The following is a 21,938-nucleotide window of genomic DNA, read 5'->3' on the forward strand; positions in this document are numbered from 1 at the left end:
TTTGTCCCTAAAAAATTAATTTTGGGCATGCAAATCACTTTAATCGCCATTGGTAAAACCGACAGTGCGGAGCTTTCCACACTCATCAACATCTATGAGAAGCGCTTGGGACACTATGTCAAGTTCCAGTTTAAGGTACTTCCGGATGTAAAGAACACCAAAAATCTTTCCGAGTCACAGCAGAAAGAAAAGGAAGGAGAATTGCTTTTATCCCAAATCCATTCTTCAGACCATCTTGTCCTATTGGATGAAAATGGCAAGCACTATAACTCCATGGAATTTTCCAAATTCCTTCAAAAGAAAATGAACAGCGGCCTTAGGAATTTGGTACTTGTTATTGGCGGGCCTTATGGCTTTAGCGATTCCGTATACGCACGAAGCCAAGAGAAACTGAGCTTATCCCACATGACCTTTTCCCACCAAATGGTGCGTCTATTTCTGGTGGAACAGCTCTATAGAGGCTTTACTATTTTACGTAATGAGCCTTATCATCACCAATGAGTTCCTTTTCAGAAGACATCAAATTGTATTTTTCCAAAAAGTCCTCCACTTTCTGGATGATAATATGGTGAGGTTTAGCCTCTTGTGTTGTCTTTTCCAAGGATTTTAGCATCCGCTGCGATACTTTCTTTAGTTCATTGAGCTCTTCTCCGATAAAACCATAAATCTCCTTTTGTCTGGCGGGATCCTTCTCCACCTCCAAGACATATTGAAGGTCCGAGATGTTCTTCATATGGGAATTGAACACTTGGGATTGGTGCCAAGCAATCTCTGATAGTTTCTTTTTTTGGTCCATTATTCGGCTAATAATTGGATTAACAATAAAGAAAATCTCAAAAAATATAATGACTATGGAAAAAATGGCCAGCTCCAATTCTATGATCATCATGGTCTTAATGTCCTTTTCGGATTTGTTTTGAAATAAGGTCACAATCCCGTCCATAATCCCGGTAAATCGATCCACCCGATAGCGTACATCATTGAAAGAGATTTCATCAAAGTTTTTGAAGTTCTTTAACTCGTGATACAGCCATTCCATATGCGTCTCCAACCTATTGAATTGAATCTGTATTTCCTCATCATCAAGTGGCTCAATATTCAAAGTTGGATTACCGTTTTGTAAAAACCCGTTCATCTGATACAGCTTGGTCAGGGCCAATTTCATCTCGGCATAATCACAATTGTGATACCTACAGGAATACAGTTCATTGATCAATTTCTGACTCAGCATCCGCTGCCTACCAGCCAGGTTTACAATAAGGGCCGTAGATCGCTGTCTGCTCAAAGTGTATTGGGTCATGGACTGAATAACAATCGTAAGGAATACAATGGAGATAACCAATAGGTAGTAGGCCCTAAAGCCTTTTTTGAATATTTCGAACTTTCCTATCCTCATTTAGGTATTAAACGTAAGTATTTACCCACAATTTATATGGAAAAATAAGGACAGAAAGAAAAATGTTGTGAAACGGGAATTAAAGCATGTGAAATCCCCTATTCAGGAAAAGTAAAACTGCTTGATTAATAAAGAACCCTAAACTTGATGGTGTTTTCCACATTTTTAAGCGCATTTACCACCTCCTTGTTGTACTCCTTGTCCAAATCGGTAATCACATACCCCACTTTGTCGTCCGTGGACAGATATTGGCCTGTAATATTCATCTCATATTCGGCCAGCACTTTACTGATCTTCGCCATAATACCAGGAACATTCTTGTGAATATGAAGGAACCTGTGGGCATTGGTCTGTTTGGGCAATCTTATATTTGGAAAGTTAACCGCATCAACGGTATTCCCGGAGTTGATATAATCCATGATCTTGTTGGGCACAAAATCCGCAATATCCCTCTGAGCCTCTTCGGTGCTTCCTCCAATATGGGGGGTAAGAATCACATTGGGCAATCCTTGCAAGGCTGTTTCAAACTTGCCGTTGCTTCTTGGTTCCGATGGATACACATCTACAGCGGCTCCGCTCAATTTCCCTGATTTAAGGGCCGTTGCAAGGGCTTCAATATCCACCACAAAACCTCTGGAAAGGTTAATCAGGATAGCTCCATCACGCATTTGGTTGAGTTCTCTTTCTCCAATAAAGTTTTTATTGGCTTTGTTGTCATCCACGTGAAGGGTAACCACATCGGAGACCCCCAGTAAATCTTCAAGGGTACTACATTTTGTAGCATTCCCAAGGGCCAATCTATCGGCAACATCGTAATAATATACCCGCATGCCCATGGCTTCTGCCAATACAGACAATTGCTTTCCAATATTCCCGTAACCAACAATCCCTAAGTTCTTACCACGGACCTCCCTTGAGTTGATGGCAGTTTTGTTCCATTCGCCATTATGGATTTCGGTGCTGCGGGTAAAAATATTCCGTTTGAGCATTACAATCTGACCTATGGCCAATTCCACCACAGACCGGGTATTGCTATATGGTGCGTTGAAAACCACTACCCCTTTCTGTTTGGCGTGTTCCAAGTCAATTTGGGTGGTTCCAATGCAAAATGCACCCACCACCAACAGCTTATTGGCAGCATCCAACACCTTCTGGGTAACCTGTGTTTTGGAACGAATTCCCAATACATGGACACCTTTGATCCGTTCTATCAGTTCGTCTTCTGACAAGCTGTGTTTTACCAGTTCCACGGAAAAACCGTCTTCAGAAAGGTTCTCAAAAGCATCAGGGTGCACATTTTCCAACAACAAAATCTTGATTCTGTTTTTGGGATAGGATAAATTTCTAGGTAAATCGTTCACGTACAGGAATTCATCTAGGTTAGGAGCAACATGATCGGCATTACTGGCAGCTTTCTCACGATGCACATTTTCAGTATAGGCAAAGAACTTGTCAGCAATTCCAGCTTCGCGCATAACATAGTCGCTATAGCCGTCACCGATGACCTGTACCTCGCCTTCCAAGTCCAAACGCTTTAGACATTCTATTTTTCCATTGTGCGAAGCCAGTACATTGTCCTCATCAAATCCGACAATATGTCCTTCTGCATCAAAGGTAAAGGTATTGGCGTATACACGTTCCGAAGGAATGTTGTATTCTTCAACGATAGGGTCAATAAATTCCTTGAACCCACAGGAAATCACATAGATATCGTCTGAATATTTTTCAAAGAATTCTTTATTGGATGCAATGGATTTTGATATTTTCTGGCGAAGCTCCCCAACCAAACCATCCAAATCATTTTTATGGGCATTCAGCAGTCGAATCCTTCGCTCCAACGATTCCGTGAAGGAAATATCCCCATCGATACCCAAATTGGTGATATCTTGAATTTCTTGGATAATCTCATCTTTGTTGGACTTGCCCTGAAGCGTCATTTCAGCCAAAACATCCAAAGCTTCCACCCTGGTCAGGGTGCTGTCAAAATCAAAAACATACTTGCGTCCCACTTCTACCATGAATTTCTTCAAAAAATTAAGGCATAAAATTAATCATTAATTCCATCCGTGAAATTCCAAGCTCCGAAAAACGCTCCACAATTGCGGATATATCAAAAAACACCCGTAAAATGTTTCAAAATGGCTAAATAATCCAACATATGGGCTAGAACCAGCGTCGGGTTGCCTTGCAATAATTTCGATATTCCTTACCAAAAAGTTGGGTAAGGGCCTGTTCCTCCTTTGCAATCTGAAAATGATTCATGTAGTACACAAAACCCGCAGCCAAAAGGGTGTTGAAGGCATTTCCAAGCCTAAGTCCATAACCCAGGAGCAGGAGAAGCATTCCCAAGTACATGGGATTTCTGGAATACTTGAAAATTCCCTTGGTAACCAATCGAGTTGTTTTGGTCAAATTTATGGGGTTGGTGGAAGTCTTGGCCCCAACAAACTGGAAAACGGCTATGAAAAAGATCAAAATGGCCAACACAAACAGAACATTGGACAACTCCCTCCTACCAAAAAAGTCAAAATGGCCAACAGGTAAGAAGCGATTCAGCAGGTACATCAAAAAACCAAAAATCACCATGACCAAAGGCGGAAGAATCTTCATGTGTAAATGGATTAATACAAAGTTCGAAATTACTACTTTTAACCCATTGTGGATTTTATCATGAATTCGGCGGTTTGAATGATTTTTTGAGTTAGCAACTGAAAATAGTTTCGAAAACAAGAATTCCTCGGTAAAACCTTTGTTCTTGATACTTTTCCAAAATAATCAAAGAAAAAAACTCACCTTGAAATTAGTTTTTGCCACCCATAACGCCCATAAACTGAGGGAAGTCCAGCAGTTGCTACCCTCTGAAATTGAATTGCTTTCCTTGGATGATATTGGCTGTACCGAGGAAATTCCCGAAACTGGTGAAACCTTGGAGGCAAACGCCAAATTGAAGGCGGACTTTGTCACCAAAAAATACGGTCTTCCATGTTTTTCAGACGATACAGGGCTTCTGATTGATGCCTTGGGCGGGGCGCCAGGAGTATACTCCGCCCGCTATGCCGGGCCGCAGAAAAATGCTAAGGATAATATGGCCAAAGTGTTGAGCGAACTAAATGACAATGACCAAAGAACTGCGCATTTTAAAACCGTGGTTCATTTAAATTTTAAGGGGGAGAGTTTTGTTTTTGATGGGATTGTTAATGGAAGCATCGTGCAGGTAGCGCAGGGAACAAATGGTTTTGGTTACGATCCCATATTTAGACCTGACGGTTATGATACCACCTTTGGAGAACTATCGGATGCCACCAAAAACTCCATCAGCCACCGGGGGAAAGCCATCCGAAAATTGGCTTCCTTTTTCAAAAACAGCGATTTATAGTTTCCACCTTATTTAATTGATGTACCTTTGCGCCTTTATTAACGCCGCCGGTATGGGCATGGTGTTGCGAGGGGCTTAAAATGGGTATTCGAAAATCGCTCTATGCAACATAACATATTTGCGATTTAAGGTTTACACCACTATGACAAAATTTGAAGCCTTGGGGTTGGACAAACCCCTATTGGATGCTATTTCCGATCTTGGATTTGAGACTCCCTCCGAAGTACAGGAAAAATCAATCCCAGTTCTATTACAGGAAGAAACCGACTTGGTAGCCCTGGCCCAAACAGGGACAGGAAAAACGGCCGCCTTCGGTTTTCCCATGATTCAAAAAATACAGGCGGATAGCAGAACCACCCAAGGTCTTATCCTTTCCCCAACCCGTGAGCTATGTTTGCAAATTACCAACGAGCTCAAATTGTACTCCAAATACGTTAAAGGTCTAAATACTGTAGCCATTTACGGGGGTGCAAGTATCACCGAACAGGCCAGACAGATCAAAAGGGGTGCGCAAATTGTAGTTGCTACTCCAGGTCGTATGAAGGATATGATCGGTCGCGGAATGGTCAACATCTCCAAAATTGATTATTGCGTTCTTGATGAGGCCGATGAGATGCTCAACATGGGCTTTTACGAGGATATCAAGGATATTCTTTCCAACACCCCAGAAGAAAAGTTCACCTGGCTTTTTTCGGCAACTATGCCCAAAGAAGTGGCTTCCATTGCCAAAAAATTCATGCACAAACCGCATGAAATCACAGTAGGTGCCAAAAATGCGGGGGCAACCACGGTTCAGCATGAGTATTATACGGTAGGGGGACGTGATCGCTATGCCGCATTAAAACGTTTGGCCGATGCCAATCCAGGAATTTTCTCTGTGGTATTCTGTAGAACAAAACGGGATACCCAACGAGTGGCAGAAAAGTTGATTGAGGATGGATACAATGCTGGGGCGCTACACGGAGATCTGAGTCAGAACCAAAGGGATTTGGTGATGAATGCGTTTCGGAAGAAGCAGGTGCAAATGTTGGTGGCCACGGATGTAGCCGCCAGGGGAATTGATGTGGATGATGTGACCCATGTGATCAATTATCAGTTACCTGATGAAATTGAAACCTACACCCACCGAAGCGGACGTACAGGTAGAGCGGGGAAATCTGGAATCTCAATGGTTATTGTTACCCGTTCGGAACTCAGGAAAATCAAGGCCATTGAAAAGAAAATCAAGCAGGATTTCATTTCAAAAAAGATTCCAACAGGGATAGAAATCTGCGAAATCCAGCTATATCATCTAGCTAATAGAATCAAGGAAACTGAAATCAATCCTGAAATTGACAATTACCTCCCTGCCATCAATGATGTGTTGGATGGTTTGGATCGGGAGGAATTGGTCAAGAAAATTGTTTCTGTGGAATTCACACGTTTCTACAACTATTATAGCAAAACCCGAGACCTAAATTCAGATGAAGGCCGAAAGGATAACGGTGGAAAAGGAGAATCCAAAGGCAACAAGCCAAGCGATGGTTCGGTGCGATACTTCATCAACGTGGGTGAGCGTGACGGTTATGACTGGATGTCTCTCAAGGACTTCTTGCGGGATACCTTGAATCTGGAGAAAGATGACATTTTCAATGTTGATACCAAGGACAGCTTTTCTTTCTTCAATACAGAAGCCCAACTTTCGGATTTTGTTTTACAGACTTTCACCGATTTTAAGGTGAAAGGACGCTTTATCAATGTGGAAATTTCCAAAAACCCTCCGAGCTCCGGCAAGGGCGGAAAAAAACGGGACAGAAAACGAGGTCACCGCAAGGGTGGTGACAACAAGTCCTTTAGAGGCGGTCGCAGAGGCGGTTCCGGCAAAAGGGGTGGTAAAAGAAGACCTGGTTTTTATTAGTTAATTCTATATTAAATCGTGGTGGACTCCTATTTATTTTTCTTTGTTTAGTACTTTTATGGCTACACAAATTGCATGAAAAGAGTTCTACTTACATTTTTCTTTCTAGTTTCTTTTATTGGTTTTTCCCAGGATACTGAAGATTCTGTTGTGGAAGGCGAGTTGAATGCTACCGTGGTCAATGCCCAAAGTGGCTTTCCCATGGTGAGCGTGCATGTTATTAATCTGAACAAGGTAGTAGGCACCATTACAGATCAGGATGGAAGGTTTACTATTCCCGCAGCGGTAAATGACACCCTCTATTTTACTTTTTTGGGTTTTAAATCGGAAAAAGTTAGGGTAACGGGTGATATGTTCAAGTTTGAAGGTACTGAAGTTGCGCTAACGGAATTGGCTTATGCTTTGGAAGAGGTCATTGTTAGGCCTTACCAACTTACTGGCTATCTAGAGATTGATGTAAAGAATCTGCCCATAAACAATGCATACCAATACAGCATTTCCGGATTGCAGAAAAGTTATGAAGGTGGAAACAAGAGTCCAAGTGCGGTTACCAAGGTCTTGGGCGCCATTTTAAATCCAGCGGACTTACTCCGAAATCTATTTGGAAAAAAACCCAAACAGATGCGGAAGCTTCAGCAGATGAAGCAAGATGATGACATTCGGGATCTTTTGGCTTCCAAGTTTGACCGCGAAACCCTTACAGAACTCCTGCAATTGGAAAAAGTGGACATTGAGGACATCCTCAACAATTGCAATTACTCAAGATCATTCATCAATACTGCCAACGACCTTCAAATCCTTGATGCCATTTCTAGCTGCTATGAGGAGTACAGGGTGCTTAACAGGAGGTAACTTACATCGGGACATTCCTTACCGTTTCATGTTTATGCGGATTAAATAAATTTTATATTTCCGCATGCATTTTATAGCTTTAGCTAAAATCCCAAAAGATGAAAAAACTACTTGCTATCATGACTGTTTTGTCCTTTCTGTCCGCATGTAAACAGACCAAAAAGCCAGAGAAAATAGATACTCAAGTAGCCGTAGAGCTAGCCCAAAAAAGGGATGTACCCTTTGTTTGGGAAGGGGCCAATGTATATTTCCTGCTAACAGACCGATTCCATATTGGCAATCCCGAAAAAGGAGTGCAATTTGATCAAACCAAGGAAACAGCAGTTCTTAGGGGGTTTGAAGGAGGTGACATCCAGGGTATTACCCAAAAAATTGAAGAAGGATATTTTACGGATTTGGGCATAAACGCCATTTGGTTCACCCCGATAGTGGAACAAATACATGGCTCAACCAACGAAGGAACTGGCAATACCTATGGATACCATGGCTACTGGGCCAAGGACTGGACCGCCATAGATCCCAATTTTGGTACCCGAAAAGACTTGGAGAGGTTGGTGAAAACGGCCCACACCAAAGGTATTCGTGTGTTGTTGGATGTAGTTTTGAACCATACTGGTCCGGTAACGGACATAGACCCCGTTTGGCCCGAGGAATGGGTGAGAACAGGGCCTAAATGTGAATTCACCACCTATGAAAATACCACTACCTGTACTTTGGTGGAAAACCTACCCGATATCTTGACCGAGTCCAATGAAGCGGTAAAACTCCCAGATGCCCTTTTGGCCAAATGGAAGGACGAAGGTCGTTTGAGTCAGGAATTGGACGAGCTTCAACTCTTTTTTGAACGTACGGGATATCCAAGGGCTCCCCGATTTTATATTATTAAATGGTTGACAGATTACATCAACGACTTTGGGGTGGATGGCTTTCGGGTAGACACCGTGAAACACGTCAATGAAGATGCTTGGTCCGATTTGTATAAAGAGGCCTCCTATGCTTTTGAAACCTGGAAGAAAAAACATCCCGATCAAGTGTTGGATGACAATCCCTTTTATATGGTTGGTGAGGTCTATAACTATGGGATTTCTGGAGGTCGTGAATTTGATTTTGGAGATAAAAAAGTGGACTTTTTTGACTATGGGTTCAAAAGTCTCATCAATTTTGATTTAAAGACAGATGCTCACAAAGATTATGAAACCACTTTCAAAAAATACAGCAAACTGCTCAATACCAAACTAAAGGGTAAAAGCGTGCTTAACTATCTTACATCACATGATGATGGCAGTCCGTTTGATAAAGAGCGAAAGAAACCCATCTATTCGGCCAACGTGCTCTTATTGACGCCTGGAGCCTCCCAGGTTTACTACGGAGACGAAACCTCCCGTAACTTAATTGTGGAAGGAACTGAAGGGGATGCCACTCTCCGCTCCTTCATGAATTGGCAAGAACTGGACAGCATGCCGGAAATTCAAAAAATTCACAAGCACTGGCAAAAGTTGGGTCAGTTTAGAAGAAACCACCCTGCCATTGGAGCCGGAAAACACAAAAGGCTGGCCAAGAAACCCTATGTGTTCTCCAGAACATACATGGACGGGGATTACAAAGACAAGGTTGTCGTTGGTTTGGATTTGCCCAAGGGCAAGAAATCCCTTTGGGTCAAAGGTTTTTTCGGTGACGGCACTAAATTGTACGATACCTACTCTGAAACCGAAGTGACAGTAGCCAAGGGAAAAGTACTCTTGGACAATGAATTTGACATTGCCCTTCTGGAACTGGCGGAGTAATCAGTTTCTGGAATGTAAGGCAACCCTGTTGCCCTCAGAGTCCACAAATACCCCCATATAACCCACTTCCGGGCTAATTTGGGTTTTGCCTCGCTGTATTTTTCCTCCAGCGGCCTCTACCCTATCCAATTCTTGTTGTACATCAGCACTTGAAAAGTAAATTAATACCCCATCTGTGCTGCTAGGCTTATAACTTTCATGCTGAATAAGGGAACCGTTGGCACCAGGCTTTCCTTCTGCCCAGGGAAACCAACCCATAAGGGTTCCACCAAAATCCTGTACTTGAATATCAATTTGAAAAACTTGGTCGTAAAAAGCCTTGGCCCGATCCATGTTGGTCACCGGGATCTCAAACCAGCCAACTATATTTTGCTCCATAACTTTATTTCTCTAAAAGACCTTTTAAACTGGACAAGCCATCCTCAAAATCACCGCCCACGGCTTTGTCCATATTCATGAACAACATCATAATGCTAAAAGGGAATTTGTTTTTACCTGAAAATCCCCAAGTAACCTTGGTGCCTCCGTTGGATGCATCCTCCGTTACCAAATACGCATCTGATGTGGATTTCCATGGTTTCAAAAATCGTAGCTCGGACTCAATTCGTTCCCCGTCCACTATTTTTTTGATTTCTTGCTCTCCCTCTCCAACGTCCTTGTTTCCGTTCCAATAACTGGTTGCCCCAACTTGTCCGTCCGTTCCAGTAAATTTCTTTTCCATATTGGGATCCTTTTTACCCCATGGCGACCATTCGTCGTGATTTTTCAAATACCTTAGGTTGTCAAAGACAACAGCTCTGGGTTGGTCAATTTCAATGGATCTTGAAACATTGTAGCTCTTCGGCGCAATTAAGGCCAAAATAATAATGAGAAGGACAATTCCCCCTAGAATGTAGAGTAGTGTGGTCATGTTGTTTTTAATTTGGTTACCCTACAAAATACAAAAAACTTTATTTGCCTTGATACCTCCCGATGATTCCTTCCACATTCTTAATGGATTTTTTGGCCCAATCCAGTCGTTTGTCCAAAATTTCAATGTCTGAAAGTTGCCAATCATGGGTAGAATTTCTGAGCTGTTGCGTCAGTTCTTGAATAATGATAGCTGCGGAAACCGAAATGTTCAAACTTTCGGAAAAGCCAACCATGGGAATTTTCAGGAAACCATCTGCTTGTTGCATGACTTCCTCACTCAAACCTTCTTTTTCGGTTCCGAAAAAAAGGGCGGTTTTGTGGTTCAATTCAAAATCGTGTAAGAAACTTGAACCGTGATGGGGAGTTGTGGCAATTATTTGATATCCCTGACCATTGAGTTCCGAAATACAATCCGAAGTTGTTTGGTATCGATAAACATCTACCCACTGTTCCGCACCCATAGCAATGTTCTTGTCCAATCGTTGGCCAAATCGGTCTTCCACCACATGAACTTCTTGGATTCCAAAAGCATCACAACTTCTAATTACAGCACTGGTATTATGCAGTTGGAATACATCTTCGATGGCCACGGTTAAAAATTTGGTTCGGTGCTTCAACACCTCTAAAAACCGCTGCTTTCTACCCTCTGTAAGATAGGTTTCCAAATAGGTCAACAAATCGTTGTCAAACATGCAGGACAAGATAGCGAAAAATGAATTTCATATTTTTAGGGCGATATGGGCAAAAAACAAAAAATTGTAGTGCTGACCGGTGCTGGAATGAGCGCCGAAAGTGGACTAAAGACCTTTAGGGATTCCAATGGTTTGTGGGAGGGTCATGACGTTATGGAAGTTGCTTCTCCCCAGGGTTTTTATAGCAACCCCGAATTGGTTCTCGAATTTTATAACCAGAGGCGAAGACAACTTTTGGAAGTTTCCCCCAACGCAGGCCATACAGCCTTAGCTACATTGGAAACGGAGTTTGATGTGAGTATTGTAACCCAGAATGTAGACAATCTTCACGAGCAGGCAGGAAGTTCCCATGTGGTACATTTACATGGTGAGCTTTTTAAAGTGCGGAGCACAGCGGATGAAAATTACGTGCTTGACTGGAAAAAAGATTTGGTTTTGGGGGATTTGGACGATAATGGAAATCAATTACGCCCCCATATTGTTTGGTTTGGCGAAATGGTACCCATGCTGCAAACAGCAGTGGAAATTACTGTTCAGGCAGATATCTTGATTGTCATTGGAACGTCCATGCAAGTATATCCCGCTGCCAGCCTCATCAACTATGTGGCCAGAGACACTCCCATTTATTTTATAGACCCAAAACCCAGTGTAAATCCCAGAGAGTTTGACAATTTGACGGTGATGTCCACCACAGCTGCTGAAGGCGTTCCAGCCTTGGTTTCGAAGTTAATCAGTTAAAGACTTGTTCGTTGACACCAGAAGAGCTACATATTGCACTGAATTCCGGAAGACTGTCCAAAAAAAGCATTGATGGTTTGGTTGCCGAGTTGGCTGTTCTTCCCAACCGTACCGGAAATCTATTGCAAGAGGTCTTTGACCAGGACAAAACTGACTCCTTCAACGCTAGCTGGGTTTTTGACCATTTAATGCGAAAAAAACTGGTTTACCTTTTACCCTACTTGGATGAATTCACTGGCGGATTATCCAAGCTTACCAATGAATCGGGTATTCGTCCCATGGCGCATGTCTGTGAACTCTTATGCGAAGCATATTTCAAAAAAAAGGATGAAACCTTTGTCAAAAACATGACGGCGGAACATTTGGAGAAAATAATGACCGTCTGTTTTGATTGGTTTATTGGGGAACACAAAGTTGCCGCCAAGGTATTTGCCATGAGCAGTCTTTTCTATCTGGGAACCAAATTTGATTGGGTTCACCCTGAACTTAAGATGATATTGGAAGATACCATTGCCCAAGGTACTGCAGGTTACAAAAACAGAGCAAAAAAAACCTTGGACAAGCTCACCGTTTTAGGCCACTAAACTCTAAGAGTTTAAGTATCTTTGCTCCTTTCTAAAACCAAACCATGTCATTGAATCCACTGAACGCCATTTCACCCATAGATGGCAGATACCGCAATAAAACGGAAGCCTTTGGCGCCTATTTTTCAGAAGAGGCCTTGATCAAGTATCGGGTTCGGGTTGAAATTGAGTATTTTATTGCCCTTTGTGAAATTCCCTTGCCTCAATTAGCGGATTTTGACACTTCCAAGTTTTCCGATTTGCAAAAAATCTATCAGGATTTTTCTGCCGAAGATGCGTTGTCCATCAAGGAAATTGAGAAAACCACCAACCATGATGTAAAAGCGGTTGAATATTTCATCAAACAGAAGTTTGACACCTTGGGCTTGGAAAAATTTAAGGAGTTCATCCATTTTGGATTGACTTCCCAAGACATCAACAATACGGCAATACCCCTTTCCATAAAGGAAGCTATGAATGAGGTCTATGTGCCGCTGTATTTTGAAGTATTTGAAAAGTTGAAGGCTTTGGCAGCCGAATGGGCAGAAATTCCCATGTTGGCCAGGACCCACGGACAGCCGGCTTCCCCAACCCGATTGGGCAAGGAAATCGATGTTTTTGTGGAACGATTGAAGGAACAGTTCAATTTATTGAACGATATCCCAAGTGCCGCCAAATTTGGGGGTGCCACAGGGAATTACAATGCACACAAAGTAGCCTATCCCAACACAGATTGGAAGGCTTTTGGACAACAGTTTGTACAAGAAAAATTAGGACTTCACCACTCCTTTCCCACCACGCAAATTGAGCATTACGACCATATGGCCGCCCTGTTCGATTGCCTAAAGCGCATCAATACCATCTATATTGATCTCAACCGGGATATTTGGACTTATATCTCCATGGATTATTTCAAACAAAAAATCAAAAAAGGGGAAGTGGGGTCTTCTGCCATGCCCCATAAGGTGAATCCGATAGATTTTGAAAATTCCGAAGGAAACCTGGGCATTGCCAATGCTATTTTTGAACATTTATCCGCAAAACTTCCTGTTTCCCGACTCCAACGGGACCTTACGGACAGTACTGTGCTTAGAAATGTGGGTGTGCCCTTTGCACATACCCAAGTGGCTTTTCAATCCACCTTAAAAGGTTTGAACAAACTGGTTTTGAATGCGGACAAGTTTGAGCAGGATTTGGAGGATAATTGGGCGGTGGTTGCAGAGGCCATCCAAACCATTTTAAGGCGCGAAGGCTACCCGAATCCCTATGAAGCTTTAAAGGGACTTACCCGAACCAATGAGAAAATCACCCAAAAATCCATTGCGGATTTTATAGATACATTGGAGGTTTCGGCTGAAATCAAAAGTGAGCTTAAAAAAATAACCCCAGCAAATTATACCGGGGTTTAAACCTTCTGTCAGGTCGAGCGCCGTGTCTTCCGACCGGCAGGCAGTCGAGACCTACTTTAAGTAAATTTGAGGCAAAGGTTTTGAAATAGCCTTTATCCCTCCTTATGGATTTCCACCTGATGTGGGTATGGGATTTCAATTCCAGCCTCATCCAAGGCCAATTTGCAATTCTCGTAAGTAGAGAAATAGACATCCCAATAATCTTCTGGTTTGCAGTAGGGCCGAACAGCAAAATTCACAGAACTGTCTGCCAGTTCCATCACATTAACAGAGGGCTCGGGGTCTCTAAGTACCTGCGGATTGGAAGTTAGCACGTTCAACAGTACCTCCTTGGTCTTTTTGATATCCTCTCAGTAGCCAACTCCCACAACGGTGTCCACCCGAATTTTTCCCTCGGTAGTATAGTTGACAATATTGCCATTGGCCATAGCTCCATTGGGTACGATGGCCAGTTTATTTTCAGGTGTAATGAGTTTGGTAGTGAAAATTTCAATCTCCTTGACCACCCCCAGTTCCCCTTGGGCTTCAATTAGATCGCCTATGCGGTAGGGTTTAAAAACCATTAACAAGACCCCACCGGCAAAATTGGAAAGTGATCCTTGTAGGGCCAGACCTACAGCCAAACCAGCAGCGGCTATTACGGCGGCAAAGGTGGTTACATCAACCCCCAATCGTGAAATGACCAAAATGATCAGGAATACTTTGAGGGACCAAGAAATCAAATTCAACAAGAACTTTTGAAGGGACTCCTCGTATTTGCTTTTGGCCATGACTTTTCTTGTGGCCGAAATTATTTTTTTGATAACCCACGAACCAACAATATAAATGAGGATTGCGGTGATCAACTTGGGACCAAACTCTTTGGCCAATTCAAGACCATAGTTCATCCATTCTTGTGCTTTTTCCATAAGATTCAATTGATTTTGTTAGTGTTCCATGTGTGAGACACTAAGATAGGAAGAAGGTCACACTTGGGGAAGGACAGGTATCCCTAAACAAAAATCCCGATAGCAAAGCTATCGGGATTCCATTTTCTGATTGATGATTGTGCTATCCTTTTAAGAACTCCCCTATCTCACCAAGGCCAGCTCCGTCATAATTTGATTTTTGGATGGCTTGCATCAGTTGTACGATATGGGCGGGGTTCATATCCTTGCCCAAAACACGCACCAAAGCAAACCCTTTGTCTTTGCTGTCACCATAAATAATCACCTCATCAATTGCATCCTCATCGCCAATGTATTTGATGACTCCCTTGCCATATTGCGAATTGATTTTCATCAACTCCACAAACTTATCTCCTTTCAAAATCTCCCTGACCTTTACTTTTTCCGCATTGTACTCCGCTACATTATCAGCTGTTTTTTTAAAGGCCAACAGGTTGAATTTACGCAGGGATTCTATGGCCTCACTTTGGGTTTCGGTCAAATCTACCCCATCCATTTTCAAAATGCTTGCAGGTACATCTATGGCAATAAAATTGGGATTCTCCGAATTGTCCACATAATACTCCTGCAAACTTTGCTGGGACGAACAGGAAGCCAGTAGTACCGTCCCCGCAACCACCATACTTTTAATAAAATTTTTCATTTGTTCTTTTTTTTGACAGAATTAAAATGCCTGTACTTAGCTCTAATGCTGATCCAGTTTACGCAGCCCTTTGTGCAATTTCATTTTTTTGCTCAAGGAACCCACCTTGGTCAAATCTATGTCCCCGGTCATGGTCAATAGTACCGTTTCAAAATTACGTCCATGTTTACTGCCATGTTTGTCCTCAATACCGGTCACAAACATCAGCAATTCAGCTACATGGTCGTCATCTTTTCCATTTCTGATATAGAAATTAACATGGGTATCCCCATCCTTCACTTTCATAAGCTCTTCCAATTTGGAGGATCTTACGTATTTCTTCATCGTTGCCGACATATCTTCCGCGGCATCTGTATCCTCGGACATAAAGACCTTGATGCGATTAACACTATTGGCCACTTCAACGAACTCCTGCGCGTCCTCATCCTCATCGTGAGCCATCAGTTTGGCCACAAGGTTCAACATGCCTTTGTTAATGGTAACCGTTCCCACACGTTCCGAATCTTCAAATTTATCAAAGATAGACTGGGAAATGCCCAGATATGGCACAACTAATGCCACTAATAATATACTTAGTTTTTTCATGACTGTTGTTTTTTATGATTGATGTTTTACAGTTGACAGCTTACAGCAATCAGCTTAAAAACTGCCAATTGATGCGGATTGCTGTCTGTACACTGTTTACTGTATGCTATTCTTTTTTCCCTGCTTTGTTCAACTCTTTGGGCAAGTTCATCTTGTTTGTCAAGGAATTGATTTTATTCAAATCGATATCACCTGTCAATGAAAGTAGTACCGTTTCAAACTTTCTGCCATCGGCCTCGATCTCCTTCAATCCGGTCACAAACATCAGCAGTTCGCTTACATGGTCATCATCCTTCCCTTGTTTGATATAGAACTTTACATTGGCATCCTTGTCCTTCACCCGCATGAGCTCTTCCATAGTGGAGGATTTTAGGTACTTCTGCACCGAAGATTTCATATCAGCTCCAATCTCCTCATTATCTGTGGTAAACACCTTCAAACTTTTAAGACTGCTGGCGATGTCCATAAAATCCTGGGCCTCTGGATCATCAACTTCTACATCTATCTTGGCCAGCAAATTGAACATGCTTTTGTTGACCACCACGGAAGTGACTTCATCCAAATCCTCAAATCGGTCAAAAAGGGATTGTGAAAAACTGGCCAATGGCATTATGGCCATCATTAAAATTAAAATATTGCGCTTCATCGTTTTTGTTTTAATCGTTGTTGTAAATTTTTTGTTTTGCGACTTCAAACTCCTGTAAGTAGGCTACTTTTTCTGTGCCTTTTCCAAAATTCTCCGCTAGGAGCTCAAAAGCCTTTTTTGTTTCATTATAGGCATATTCTGCCTGTTTTCTTTCTTGGTATTCATTACCAAAATAGATACCAAAGGTTAAAACAACCACTGCCGCAACGGATAGCCACTTGTAGTAATTTCTTCTAGGTTTTAGTGGAACCTGCTTGGTGTACCGCTCTTCCTTGGCCATGGAAAAATAGTTGAACATGGACTTATATTGCTCCAAATGCGAAGCAACTTCCTTTTGGGAAAAATAAGCCTGCAAGGTCCGCTCCTCGGCCACCGTGGTAGTAGCTTCAAAGTACTTTTCCAATAATTTTTCTATGTTATCCAATTCCATAGTTATGTTTTTTAATCAATTCTTGTCGTACTGCTTTTCTTGCTCTTGAGAGGGTCACACGGACTGCTGTGGGTTTCATGTCCAAGAGTTCGCATATTTCCTCAAATTCGTATTGCTCCACATCCCGTAGCTGCAATACCATTTTTTGCTGTTCCGGCAATTCTTCCATGATGCGTTCCATCCAACGAACGCTGTCCTCTGCTTCCAATTGTTTTTGCAGGGAGGTCTTTTCGTCCTGATAGTTACTATGCACCAACTTTAAATTGCTGGCCTGTTTGGATTTTAATCGGTCCAAACAAAAATTCTTGGTCATCGTCATCGCAAAAGCCTCTACATTTTTGTACTCTCCCATCGACTCGTTCTTTGACCAGAGTTTTAGCAAAATTTCCTGTGTGGCGTCCTCCGCTTCCTCCTTCGAAACCAATAAGCGCTTTGCCAATCGGTACAGCTTGTCCTTAAAGGGCATGACCACGTTTAAAAATTCAGCTTGTTTCATTAGGTTTTGATAGTTGTTGCAAGCTTTCCTATTTGCTTACATTATCACGACGACACATATCGAAATTTGTTACAAAAAATTTGTAATCTGCTCACAAGTGGCTATTTTGGGGTAAAATTTGCTGTAAGAAATTAGGAAATAATTCTACAAATTCAATATGCCTCAATGATCTTGTGGAATGATAATTGATGAATTTTACCAAAATTAGCTATGAAAAAACTCCTGTATTTATTTGTTGGGCTTGGTTTGTTCCTTGTCAGTTGTAAAAGTGATGACAACGGAATAGACAATCCAAACGACCCAAACAACCCCACCAGCGAAAATCTAGACGCCCAGGCATTTATGTGGAATGCCTTAAACCTTTGGTATTTTTGGCAAGCAGATGTGGATGATCTTGCGGATGATCGCTTCGCCAACGACCAGGAATTCACGGAATTTCTGCAACAACATCCAAATCCTTCGGATTTTTACTTTAACACTTTACTTTTCTCAGAAGATAGATTCAGTTTCTTGAATGAGGATTATGAGGAATTGGTCAACAACCTTTCAGGTGTTTCCAAAAGTAATGGATTGGAATTCGGTCTTGTCCGTTTCTCGGAAGGCAATGGCCTCTTTGGATATGTGCAGTACATTGTCCCCAATTCCAATGCCTCAACAACAGAAATCAAAAGAGGTGATATTTTTACCCGAGTAGACGGTACAGCACTTACCACGGATAATTATGTGAGTTTGTTGTTCGGTGACAATGACACCTATACCTTGGGCATGGCAGATATCAATGGAACCCAAATCACGGACAACGACACCGAAATAGAATTGACCAAGATTGCCAACCAAGTGGAAGATCCTATTTTGGTTGCGGAAACCTTGGACATCAATGGAACCAAGATCGCTTATTTAATGTATAATCGATTTTTAAGCAGCTTTAATGAGGAACTTAATGCCGCTTTTGGGCAGTTTGTGGCCGATGGAGCGACGGAATTGGTTTTGGACATGCGATATAACCCTGGGGGTTCTGTAAACACCTCCCGCCTTTTGGCCAGTATGATTTATGGCACCAACACCAACGATTTGTATATAAGACAACGTTGGAACAGCAAAATCCAAGGACAGTTGAGCAACGAGCAATTGGAGGACTATTTCGCCAGTAGTACGGGATCTACGGCTATCAATACATTGAACCTTAGTACAGTCTACGTTCTTGCCACGAATAGCTCCGCCTCTGCAAGTGAATTGGTGATGAACGGTTTAGAGCCTTACGTGGATGTGGTCCATATTGGAGAAACAACAAGAGGTAAAAACGAATTTTCTATTACATTGGTGGATGACGTGGACAATGCCTACATCTATAGTAGCGATCGTGAGAACCAAATCAATCCTGACAATAGCTGGGGAATTCAACCTTTGGTTGGTAGAAACGAAAATGCGGATGGTTTTTTCGACTATACGGATGGATTGGCACCTGATATCATGTTGGAAGAAGATTTAGAAAATTTAGGCGTACTTGGCGACCCCACTGAACCTTTGCTTGCAAGGGCCATTGAGGAGATCACAGGAATGACCGGAAAAAAATCCTACTCCGTGCAAATGCCCGCCAAAGCCTTCACTGGATCTAGGATAGAGACCCCATTAAGGGACAACATGTTTCTGGACAAACCATTACACCTTAACAGATAAAACAAAAGCGGCTTAAAAGCCGCTTTTTTATTTTTCATATTTCCCTTTTTTACACAGGTTGTAAATCAAGATGCATAAATTTAGTTGCCAAGTGCTTTGGTACTTGGATAGCCCCAGGATGAAACACTCCAGCCAATAATTCAATCCCATTGACCAAGGTGTTGGCAGAGGATTGGGTGAACATATCAAAATCTGCAATAAAGACTTTGTTTTCTTGCACCGCTTTTAAATCGTTCCAACCTTTTTTTGAGGTCAAAATGGGCATCTCTTCCAAGGTTCGCTTTACAGTAAATCCACAGGGCGCCACTACCAAAATTTCGGGGTCATATTTCAATATCTTGTCCCAAGGCGTAACAACGCTATCCCCAGATGGATTGGAAAGCATGTCTATCCCACCTGCATATCCAATTTGATGGGGAATCCAATGCCCACAGTTAAAAATGGGATCCAACCACTCCATCAACATTATACGTTTGGGCAATGCCTTTGATGCTCTTAGGGCATCTACCACAACATCAATCCGCTTGTTTAAGCCATTTAAATAGGAATAAGCAATCTCTTCTTTCCCCAAAGCCTTGGCAATGGTAATCGCAGAGGTAAAGACATCTTCCAAAGATTCAGGGCTAATGGATATTAGCTCCGGTTGCTTGTCCAATTTAGCCACGGCCGCCGCGGTGCATGCCGTATCTATTTGGCATATATCGCACATGTCTTGGGTAAAAATGATGTCGGGTGCAATTTTTTCCAATATAGGCTCGTCCACATAATACAAATCTTTCCCCTGATGTTTACTCGCCGAGAAAAGTGTATCGATTCCCTTGCTGGACAAATTCTTGCCTTCCAAAATACACCGAACCACCGGTTGCTTTTCCTTCAAAGCCTGTTCTGGACATTCAAAGGTTACTCCATACAAATGTTCGTCCAAACCCATGTCATATAGCATCTGGGTAACTGCGGGTAAAAACGAACAAACTTTGAGCATGCTTACAAGATATGGATTATAGATTCAAATGAAATCCTGCGCTGATGTTTCTACCTCTTGTGGTAAATCCAATGACTTCCACAAAGTCCTCATTTAAAAGGTTGGAACCATTCAGGAACACCTTTAATCGTTCTGGGATCAATTGGTGTTCCACATACAATCCTACCAAGGAAAATGCTTCCAAGGAAACATTGGAAAACGTACTGAAGTCGGTATCAAATCGCTCCCCTGTATATGCATAGGTAAAGGACAAATTGGTTGTTGCACAGATTTGGTAGCCTGCGGCCAAGTTTATCTTGTGTTTGGGTATTCGGATAGCTGCATCACCTGTACGTTCGGTGAAGGTGTAATTGGCGTCCAGCGAAAATAGATTTGATGGATGCCAAGAAAGTTCTACCTCCACCCCACTGGCATCAATCTCATCAGCAACATTGATGCTGGTAAAATTTTGGTCAAATCCTATGGTGTTTTTCTCGTTTCGATTAAAATATAAAGTACTTAAGCGCAGCTTATAATTCACAAAATACTCCACTCCCCCTTCCAAAGTTCTGTTCTCTTCGGGCTCCAAGTCCGGATTGGCTCCAAAATCCCCAAACAATTGAATTAGATTGGGGGTGATATAAGAAGTGGCATACGACCCCAGTAATTTCACATACCCATTTTGGGTTTGAAAAGCATAGCTCGGGTTGATATTGTACACAAAATGGTTGCCATATTCAGAGTGGGTATTCAAACGGGCTCCTGTATTCAGGTTAAAACCAAAATCCGAAACATAAACCACATTGGCGTACGGGTCCAAAATGGAAAAATCGGCTTCGGAGGAGAACACCGCCTTGTCCTTGATATAATTGACTCCCAAAATGGTATGCCATTTTTCATCAATGACATATTTATTATAGGCATCCAAGACCCAATTATCAGCTTCAGAAGTACTTTCGCCAAAAGTGCTGACATTAAAGGAATCGTAGGTGGAATAGGCCGAATTCACATGAATTGAACCACTACCATAGTTGATTACGGATGCCAGCCCAACTCTTTCCTGTTCTACCCTTGAACTATTGGGCGCTTCCATGCGATCAGCATCAAAATCAGTGGTGAATTTGGTTTGGTTTCCATAAACCGATAACGCAAAACTTTCTGAAAACTCATACCCCAATTTTACATTGGTAGCAAAATGGGAGGTATTATCCTCTTCGTTTTCCGGAGTAACCGCCGCGGAAAGACCACTGGAGTAGCGGTTGGAAAAATCCACACCATAACTGAATTTCTTCAGTTGTCCACTAACCGATGCGCCGTTGGTTATACTACCTAGATTTCCATTGGTATCATCCGCTGTCTGGTTGGTACCGATACTAGATCTAAAACTTCCAGAAATAGGTCGTTCAACTCCCTTTTTGGTAGTAATGTTGATGACGGCTGTTGCTGCATTGGTACCATACAAGGTACTTGCCGCCCCTTTGATGATCTCAATAGATTCAATATTGGCAGTAGATAAGAGCCGTAGGTCATATTCCTGGGAAAAGGAAGAAGGGTCAGATACGCGTACCCCATCTATAATTACCAATGCTTGTCGCCCACGACCACCACGGGCAAACACTCCAAAAACGGAGCCATCCCTACCACGGCTGCCCGTAATCTCAATCCCACTTTTGGTATTGATCAGTTCTGCCACCGTTCTTCCTTGGTTGCGTTCCAATTCCTCAGCGGAAATCTTAATCACTGTTTTACCCGAGTTTTCCCGTTTAAGGGCAAAACGCGAATCGCTCACCACAACCTCATTAAGTTGGGTAAGCTGCAGGGTATCTTGCTGAAAATCCTGCGCAGTAAGTCCCTGGCCCGCCAAAATAGCGGTACAAATCCATAAATTTCTTTTTTTCATTTCGTTTAAGTGAATAAACGGGAGAATAGTATGC

At 42.3% G+C, this 21,938-nt stretch carries 22 protein-coding genes and 1 pseudogene; 9 read left to right on the plus strand and 14 right to left on the minus strand.

Annotated elements, in window-relative coordinates; genetic code table 11:
• The first annotated feature begins 27 nt into the window (after nucleotides 1-27).
• A complete protein-coding gene (gene rlmH / locus ACRHOZ_RS01810) occupies nucleotides 28-501 on the plus strand; it encodes a 23S rRNA (pseudouridine(1915)-N(3))-methyltransferase RlmH (protein ID WP_431121682.1) in 474 nt (157 codons plus the stop codon).
• Here the strand turns inward: rlmH and ACRHOZ_RS01815 are convergent.
• From ACRHOZ_RS01815 to ACRHOZ_RS01825, 3 genes are all read right to left on the minus strand, one after another.
• Nucleotides 467-1,396, minus strand: a complete 930-nt coding sequence (locus ACRHOZ_RS01815) for a type IV pili methyl-accepting chemotaxis transducer N-terminal domain-containing protein (RefSeq protein ID WP_431121683.1) — start codon at nucleotides 1,394-1,396, stop codon at nucleotides 467-469. The two genes, rlmH and ACRHOZ_RS01815, sit on opposite strands and share 35 nt — an antisense overlap.
• A 125-nt stretch (nucleotides 1,397-1,521) precedes the next feature.
• Nucleotides 1,522-3,414 carry a phosphoglycerate dehydrogenase gene (gene serA / locus ACRHOZ_RS01820; protein WP_431121685.1) on the minus strand — a complete coding sequence of 631 codons (1,893 nt, stop codon included), beginning with the start codon at nucleotides 3,412-3,414 and terminating at the stop codon, nucleotides 1,522-1,524.
• 145 nt (nucleotides 3,415-3,559) lie between these two features.
• Nucleotides 3,560-4,006, minus strand: a complete 447-nt coding sequence (locus tag ACRHOZ_RS01825) for a methyltransferase family protein (protein ID WP_431121687.1) — start codon at nucleotides 4,004-4,006, stop codon at nucleotides 3,560-3,562.
• 184 nt (nucleotides 4,007-4,190) lie between these two features.
• On the opposite strand from ACRHOZ_RS01825, the gene ACRHOZ_RS01830 reads away from it, so the two are divergent.
• The 4 genes from ACRHOZ_RS01830 to ACRHOZ_RS01845 all read left to right on the plus strand — a co-directional run bounded on the left by ACRHOZ_RS01830 (nucleotide 4,191) and on the right by ACRHOZ_RS01845 (nucleotide 9,305).
• Nucleotides 4,191-4,772 (plus strand): non-canonical purine NTP diphosphatase, encoded by a 582-nt coding sequence (locus ACRHOZ_RS01830; protein ID WP_431121689.1) that lies wholly within the window; start codon nucleotides 4,191-4,193, stop codon nucleotides 4,770-4,772.
• Between the two features lie 142 nt (nucleotides 4,773-4,914).
• Nucleotides 4,915-6,669: a DEAD/DEAH box helicase gene (locus tag ACRHOZ_RS01835; protein WP_431121691.1), complete on the plus strand. Its 1,755-nt coding sequence runs from the start codon at nucleotides 4,915-4,917 to the stop codon at nucleotides 6,667-6,669.
• 75 nt (nucleotides 6,670-6,744) lie between these two features.
• Nucleotides 6,745-7,521, plus strand: a complete 777-nt coding sequence (locus ACRHOZ_RS01840; protein WP_431121693.1) for a carboxypeptidase-like regulatory domain-containing protein — start codon at nucleotides 6,745-6,747, stop codon at nucleotides 7,519-7,521.
• A 98-nt stretch (nucleotides 7,522-7,619) separates the two neighbouring features.
• Nucleotides 7,620-9,305 carry an alpha-amylase family glycosyl hydrolase gene (locus tag ACRHOZ_RS01845; RefSeq protein WP_431121695.1) on the plus strand — a complete coding sequence of 562 codons (1,686 nt, stop codon included), beginning with the start codon at nucleotides 7,620-7,622 and terminating at the stop codon, nucleotides 9,303-9,305.
• Here ACRHOZ_RS01845 and ACRHOZ_RS01850 read toward each other — a convergent pair whose 3' ends face one another.
• The 3 genes from ACRHOZ_RS01850 to ACRHOZ_RS01860 are packed head-to-tail and all read right to left on the minus strand — an operon-like array spanning nucleotide 9,306 to nucleotide 10,909.
• On the minus strand, nucleotides 9,306-9,683 hold the full coding sequence (locus ACRHOZ_RS01850) for a VOC family protein (RefSeq protein WP_431121697.1): 378 nt from the start codon (nucleotides 9,681-9,683) through the stop codon (nucleotides 9,306-9,308).
• A gap of 4 nt (nucleotides 9,684-9,687) precedes the next feature.
• A complete protein-coding gene (locus ACRHOZ_RS01855; protein ID WP_431121699.1) occupies nucleotides 9,688-10,215 on the minus strand; it encodes an SRPBCC family protein in 528 nt (175 codons plus the stop codon).
• 40 nt (nucleotides 10,216-10,255) lie between these two features.
• Complete coding sequence (locus ACRHOZ_RS01860; RefSeq protein WP_431121702.1) at nucleotides 10,256-10,909, minus strand: TrmH family RNA methyltransferase; 654 nt, start codon at nucleotides 10,907-10,909, stop codon at nucleotides 10,256-10,258.
• Between the two features lie 45 nt (nucleotides 10,910-10,954).
• On the opposite strand from ACRHOZ_RS01860, the gene ACRHOZ_RS01865 reads away from it, so the two are divergent.
• The 3 genes from ACRHOZ_RS01865 to purB are packed head-to-tail and all read left to right on the plus strand — an operon-like array spanning nucleotide 10,955 to nucleotide 13,619.
• Entirely contained in the window at nucleotides 10,955-11,647 is a 693-nt protein-coding gene (locus tag ACRHOZ_RS01865; RefSeq protein WP_431121704.1) for an SIR2 family NAD-dependent protein deacylase, read from the plus strand.
• An 11-nt stretch (nucleotides 11,648-11,658) separates the two neighbouring features.
• A complete protein-coding gene (locus ACRHOZ_RS01870; protein WP_431121706.1) occupies nucleotides 11,659-12,231 on the plus strand; it encodes an adenylosuccinate lyase in 573 nt (190 codons plus the stop codon).
• Nucleotides 12,232-12,275: 44 nt separating this feature from the next.
• The gene (gene purB, locus ACRHOZ_RS01875; RefSeq protein ID WP_431121708.1) at nucleotides 12,276-13,619 is read left to right on the plus strand and encodes an adenylosuccinate lyase; all 1,344 of its coding nucleotides are present in this window, start codon (nucleotides 12,276-12,278) and stop codon (nucleotides 13,617-13,619) included.
• Between the two features lie 92 nt (nucleotides 13,620-13,711).
• Here the strand turns inward: purB and ACRHOZ_RS01880 are convergent.
• From ACRHOZ_RS01880 to ACRHOZ_RS01905, 6 genes and pseudogenes are all read right to left on the minus strand, one after another.
• Nucleotides 13,712-14,527: pseudogene (locus tag ACRHOZ_RS01880) on the minus strand (mechanosensitive ion channel family protein).
• A 142-nt stretch (nucleotides 14,528-14,669) separates the two neighbouring features.
• Complete coding sequence (locus tag ACRHOZ_RS01885) at nucleotides 14,670-15,209, minus strand: DUF4252 domain-containing protein (RefSeq protein WP_431121711.1); 540 nt, start codon at nucleotides 15,207-15,209, stop codon at nucleotides 14,670-14,672.
• Between the two features lie 42 nt (nucleotides 15,210-15,251).
• Complete coding sequence (locus ACRHOZ_RS01890) at nucleotides 15,252-15,794, minus strand: DUF4252 domain-containing protein (RefSeq protein WP_431121713.1); 543 nt, start codon at nucleotides 15,792-15,794, stop codon at nucleotides 15,252-15,254.
• A 106-nt stretch (nucleotides 15,795-15,900) separates the two neighbouring features.
• Nucleotides 15,901-16,440: a DUF4252 domain-containing protein gene (locus ACRHOZ_RS01895; protein WP_431121715.1), complete on the minus strand. Its 540-nt coding sequence runs from the start codon at nucleotides 16,438-16,440 to the stop codon at nucleotides 15,901-15,903.
• 10 nt (nucleotides 16,441-16,450) lie between these two features.
• Entirely contained in the window at nucleotides 16,451-16,870 is a 420-nt protein-coding gene (locus ACRHOZ_RS01900) for a hypothetical protein (RefSeq protein WP_431121717.1), read from the minus strand.
• Nucleotides 16,857-17,366: an RNA polymerase sigma factor gene (locus ACRHOZ_RS01905; protein WP_420400048.1), complete on the minus strand. Its 510-nt coding sequence runs from the start codon at nucleotides 17,364-17,366 to the stop codon at nucleotides 16,857-16,859. Before ACRHOZ_RS01905 ends, ACRHOZ_RS01900 begins: the two co-directional genes overlap by 14 nt.
• A gap of 210 nt (nucleotides 17,367-17,576) precedes the next feature.
• Here ACRHOZ_RS01905 and ACRHOZ_RS01910 point away from each other — a divergent pair, with 210 nt between their 5' ends.
• Nucleotides 17,577-19,043: a S41 family peptidase gene (locus tag ACRHOZ_RS01910; protein ID WP_431121721.1), complete on the plus strand. Its 1,467-nt coding sequence runs from the start codon at nucleotides 17,577-17,579 to the stop codon at nucleotides 19,041-19,043.
• 49 nt (nucleotides 19,044-19,092) lie between these two features.
• On the opposite strand, the gene ACRHOZ_RS01915 is transcribed toward ACRHOZ_RS01910, so the two are convergent.
• Entirely contained in the window at nucleotides 19,093-20,025 is a 933-nt protein-coding gene (locus ACRHOZ_RS01915; protein ID WP_431121724.1) for an ABC transporter substrate-binding protein, read from the minus strand.
• Between the two features lie 16 nt (nucleotides 20,026-20,041).
• Complete coding sequence (locus ACRHOZ_RS01920) at nucleotides 20,042-21,904, minus strand: TonB-dependent receptor plug domain-containing protein (protein ID WP_431121726.1); 1,863 nt, start codon at nucleotides 21,902-21,904, stop codon at nucleotides 20,042-20,044.
• Nucleotides 21,905-21,938: the final 34 nt, after the last annotated feature.

Origin of the sequence: Flagellimonas flava, assembly GCF_050617915.1 — a bacterium.
GTDB classification, from domain to species: Bacteria; Bacteroidota; Bacteroidia; order Flavobacteriales; family Flavobacteriaceae; genus Flagellimonas; species Flagellimonas flava_A.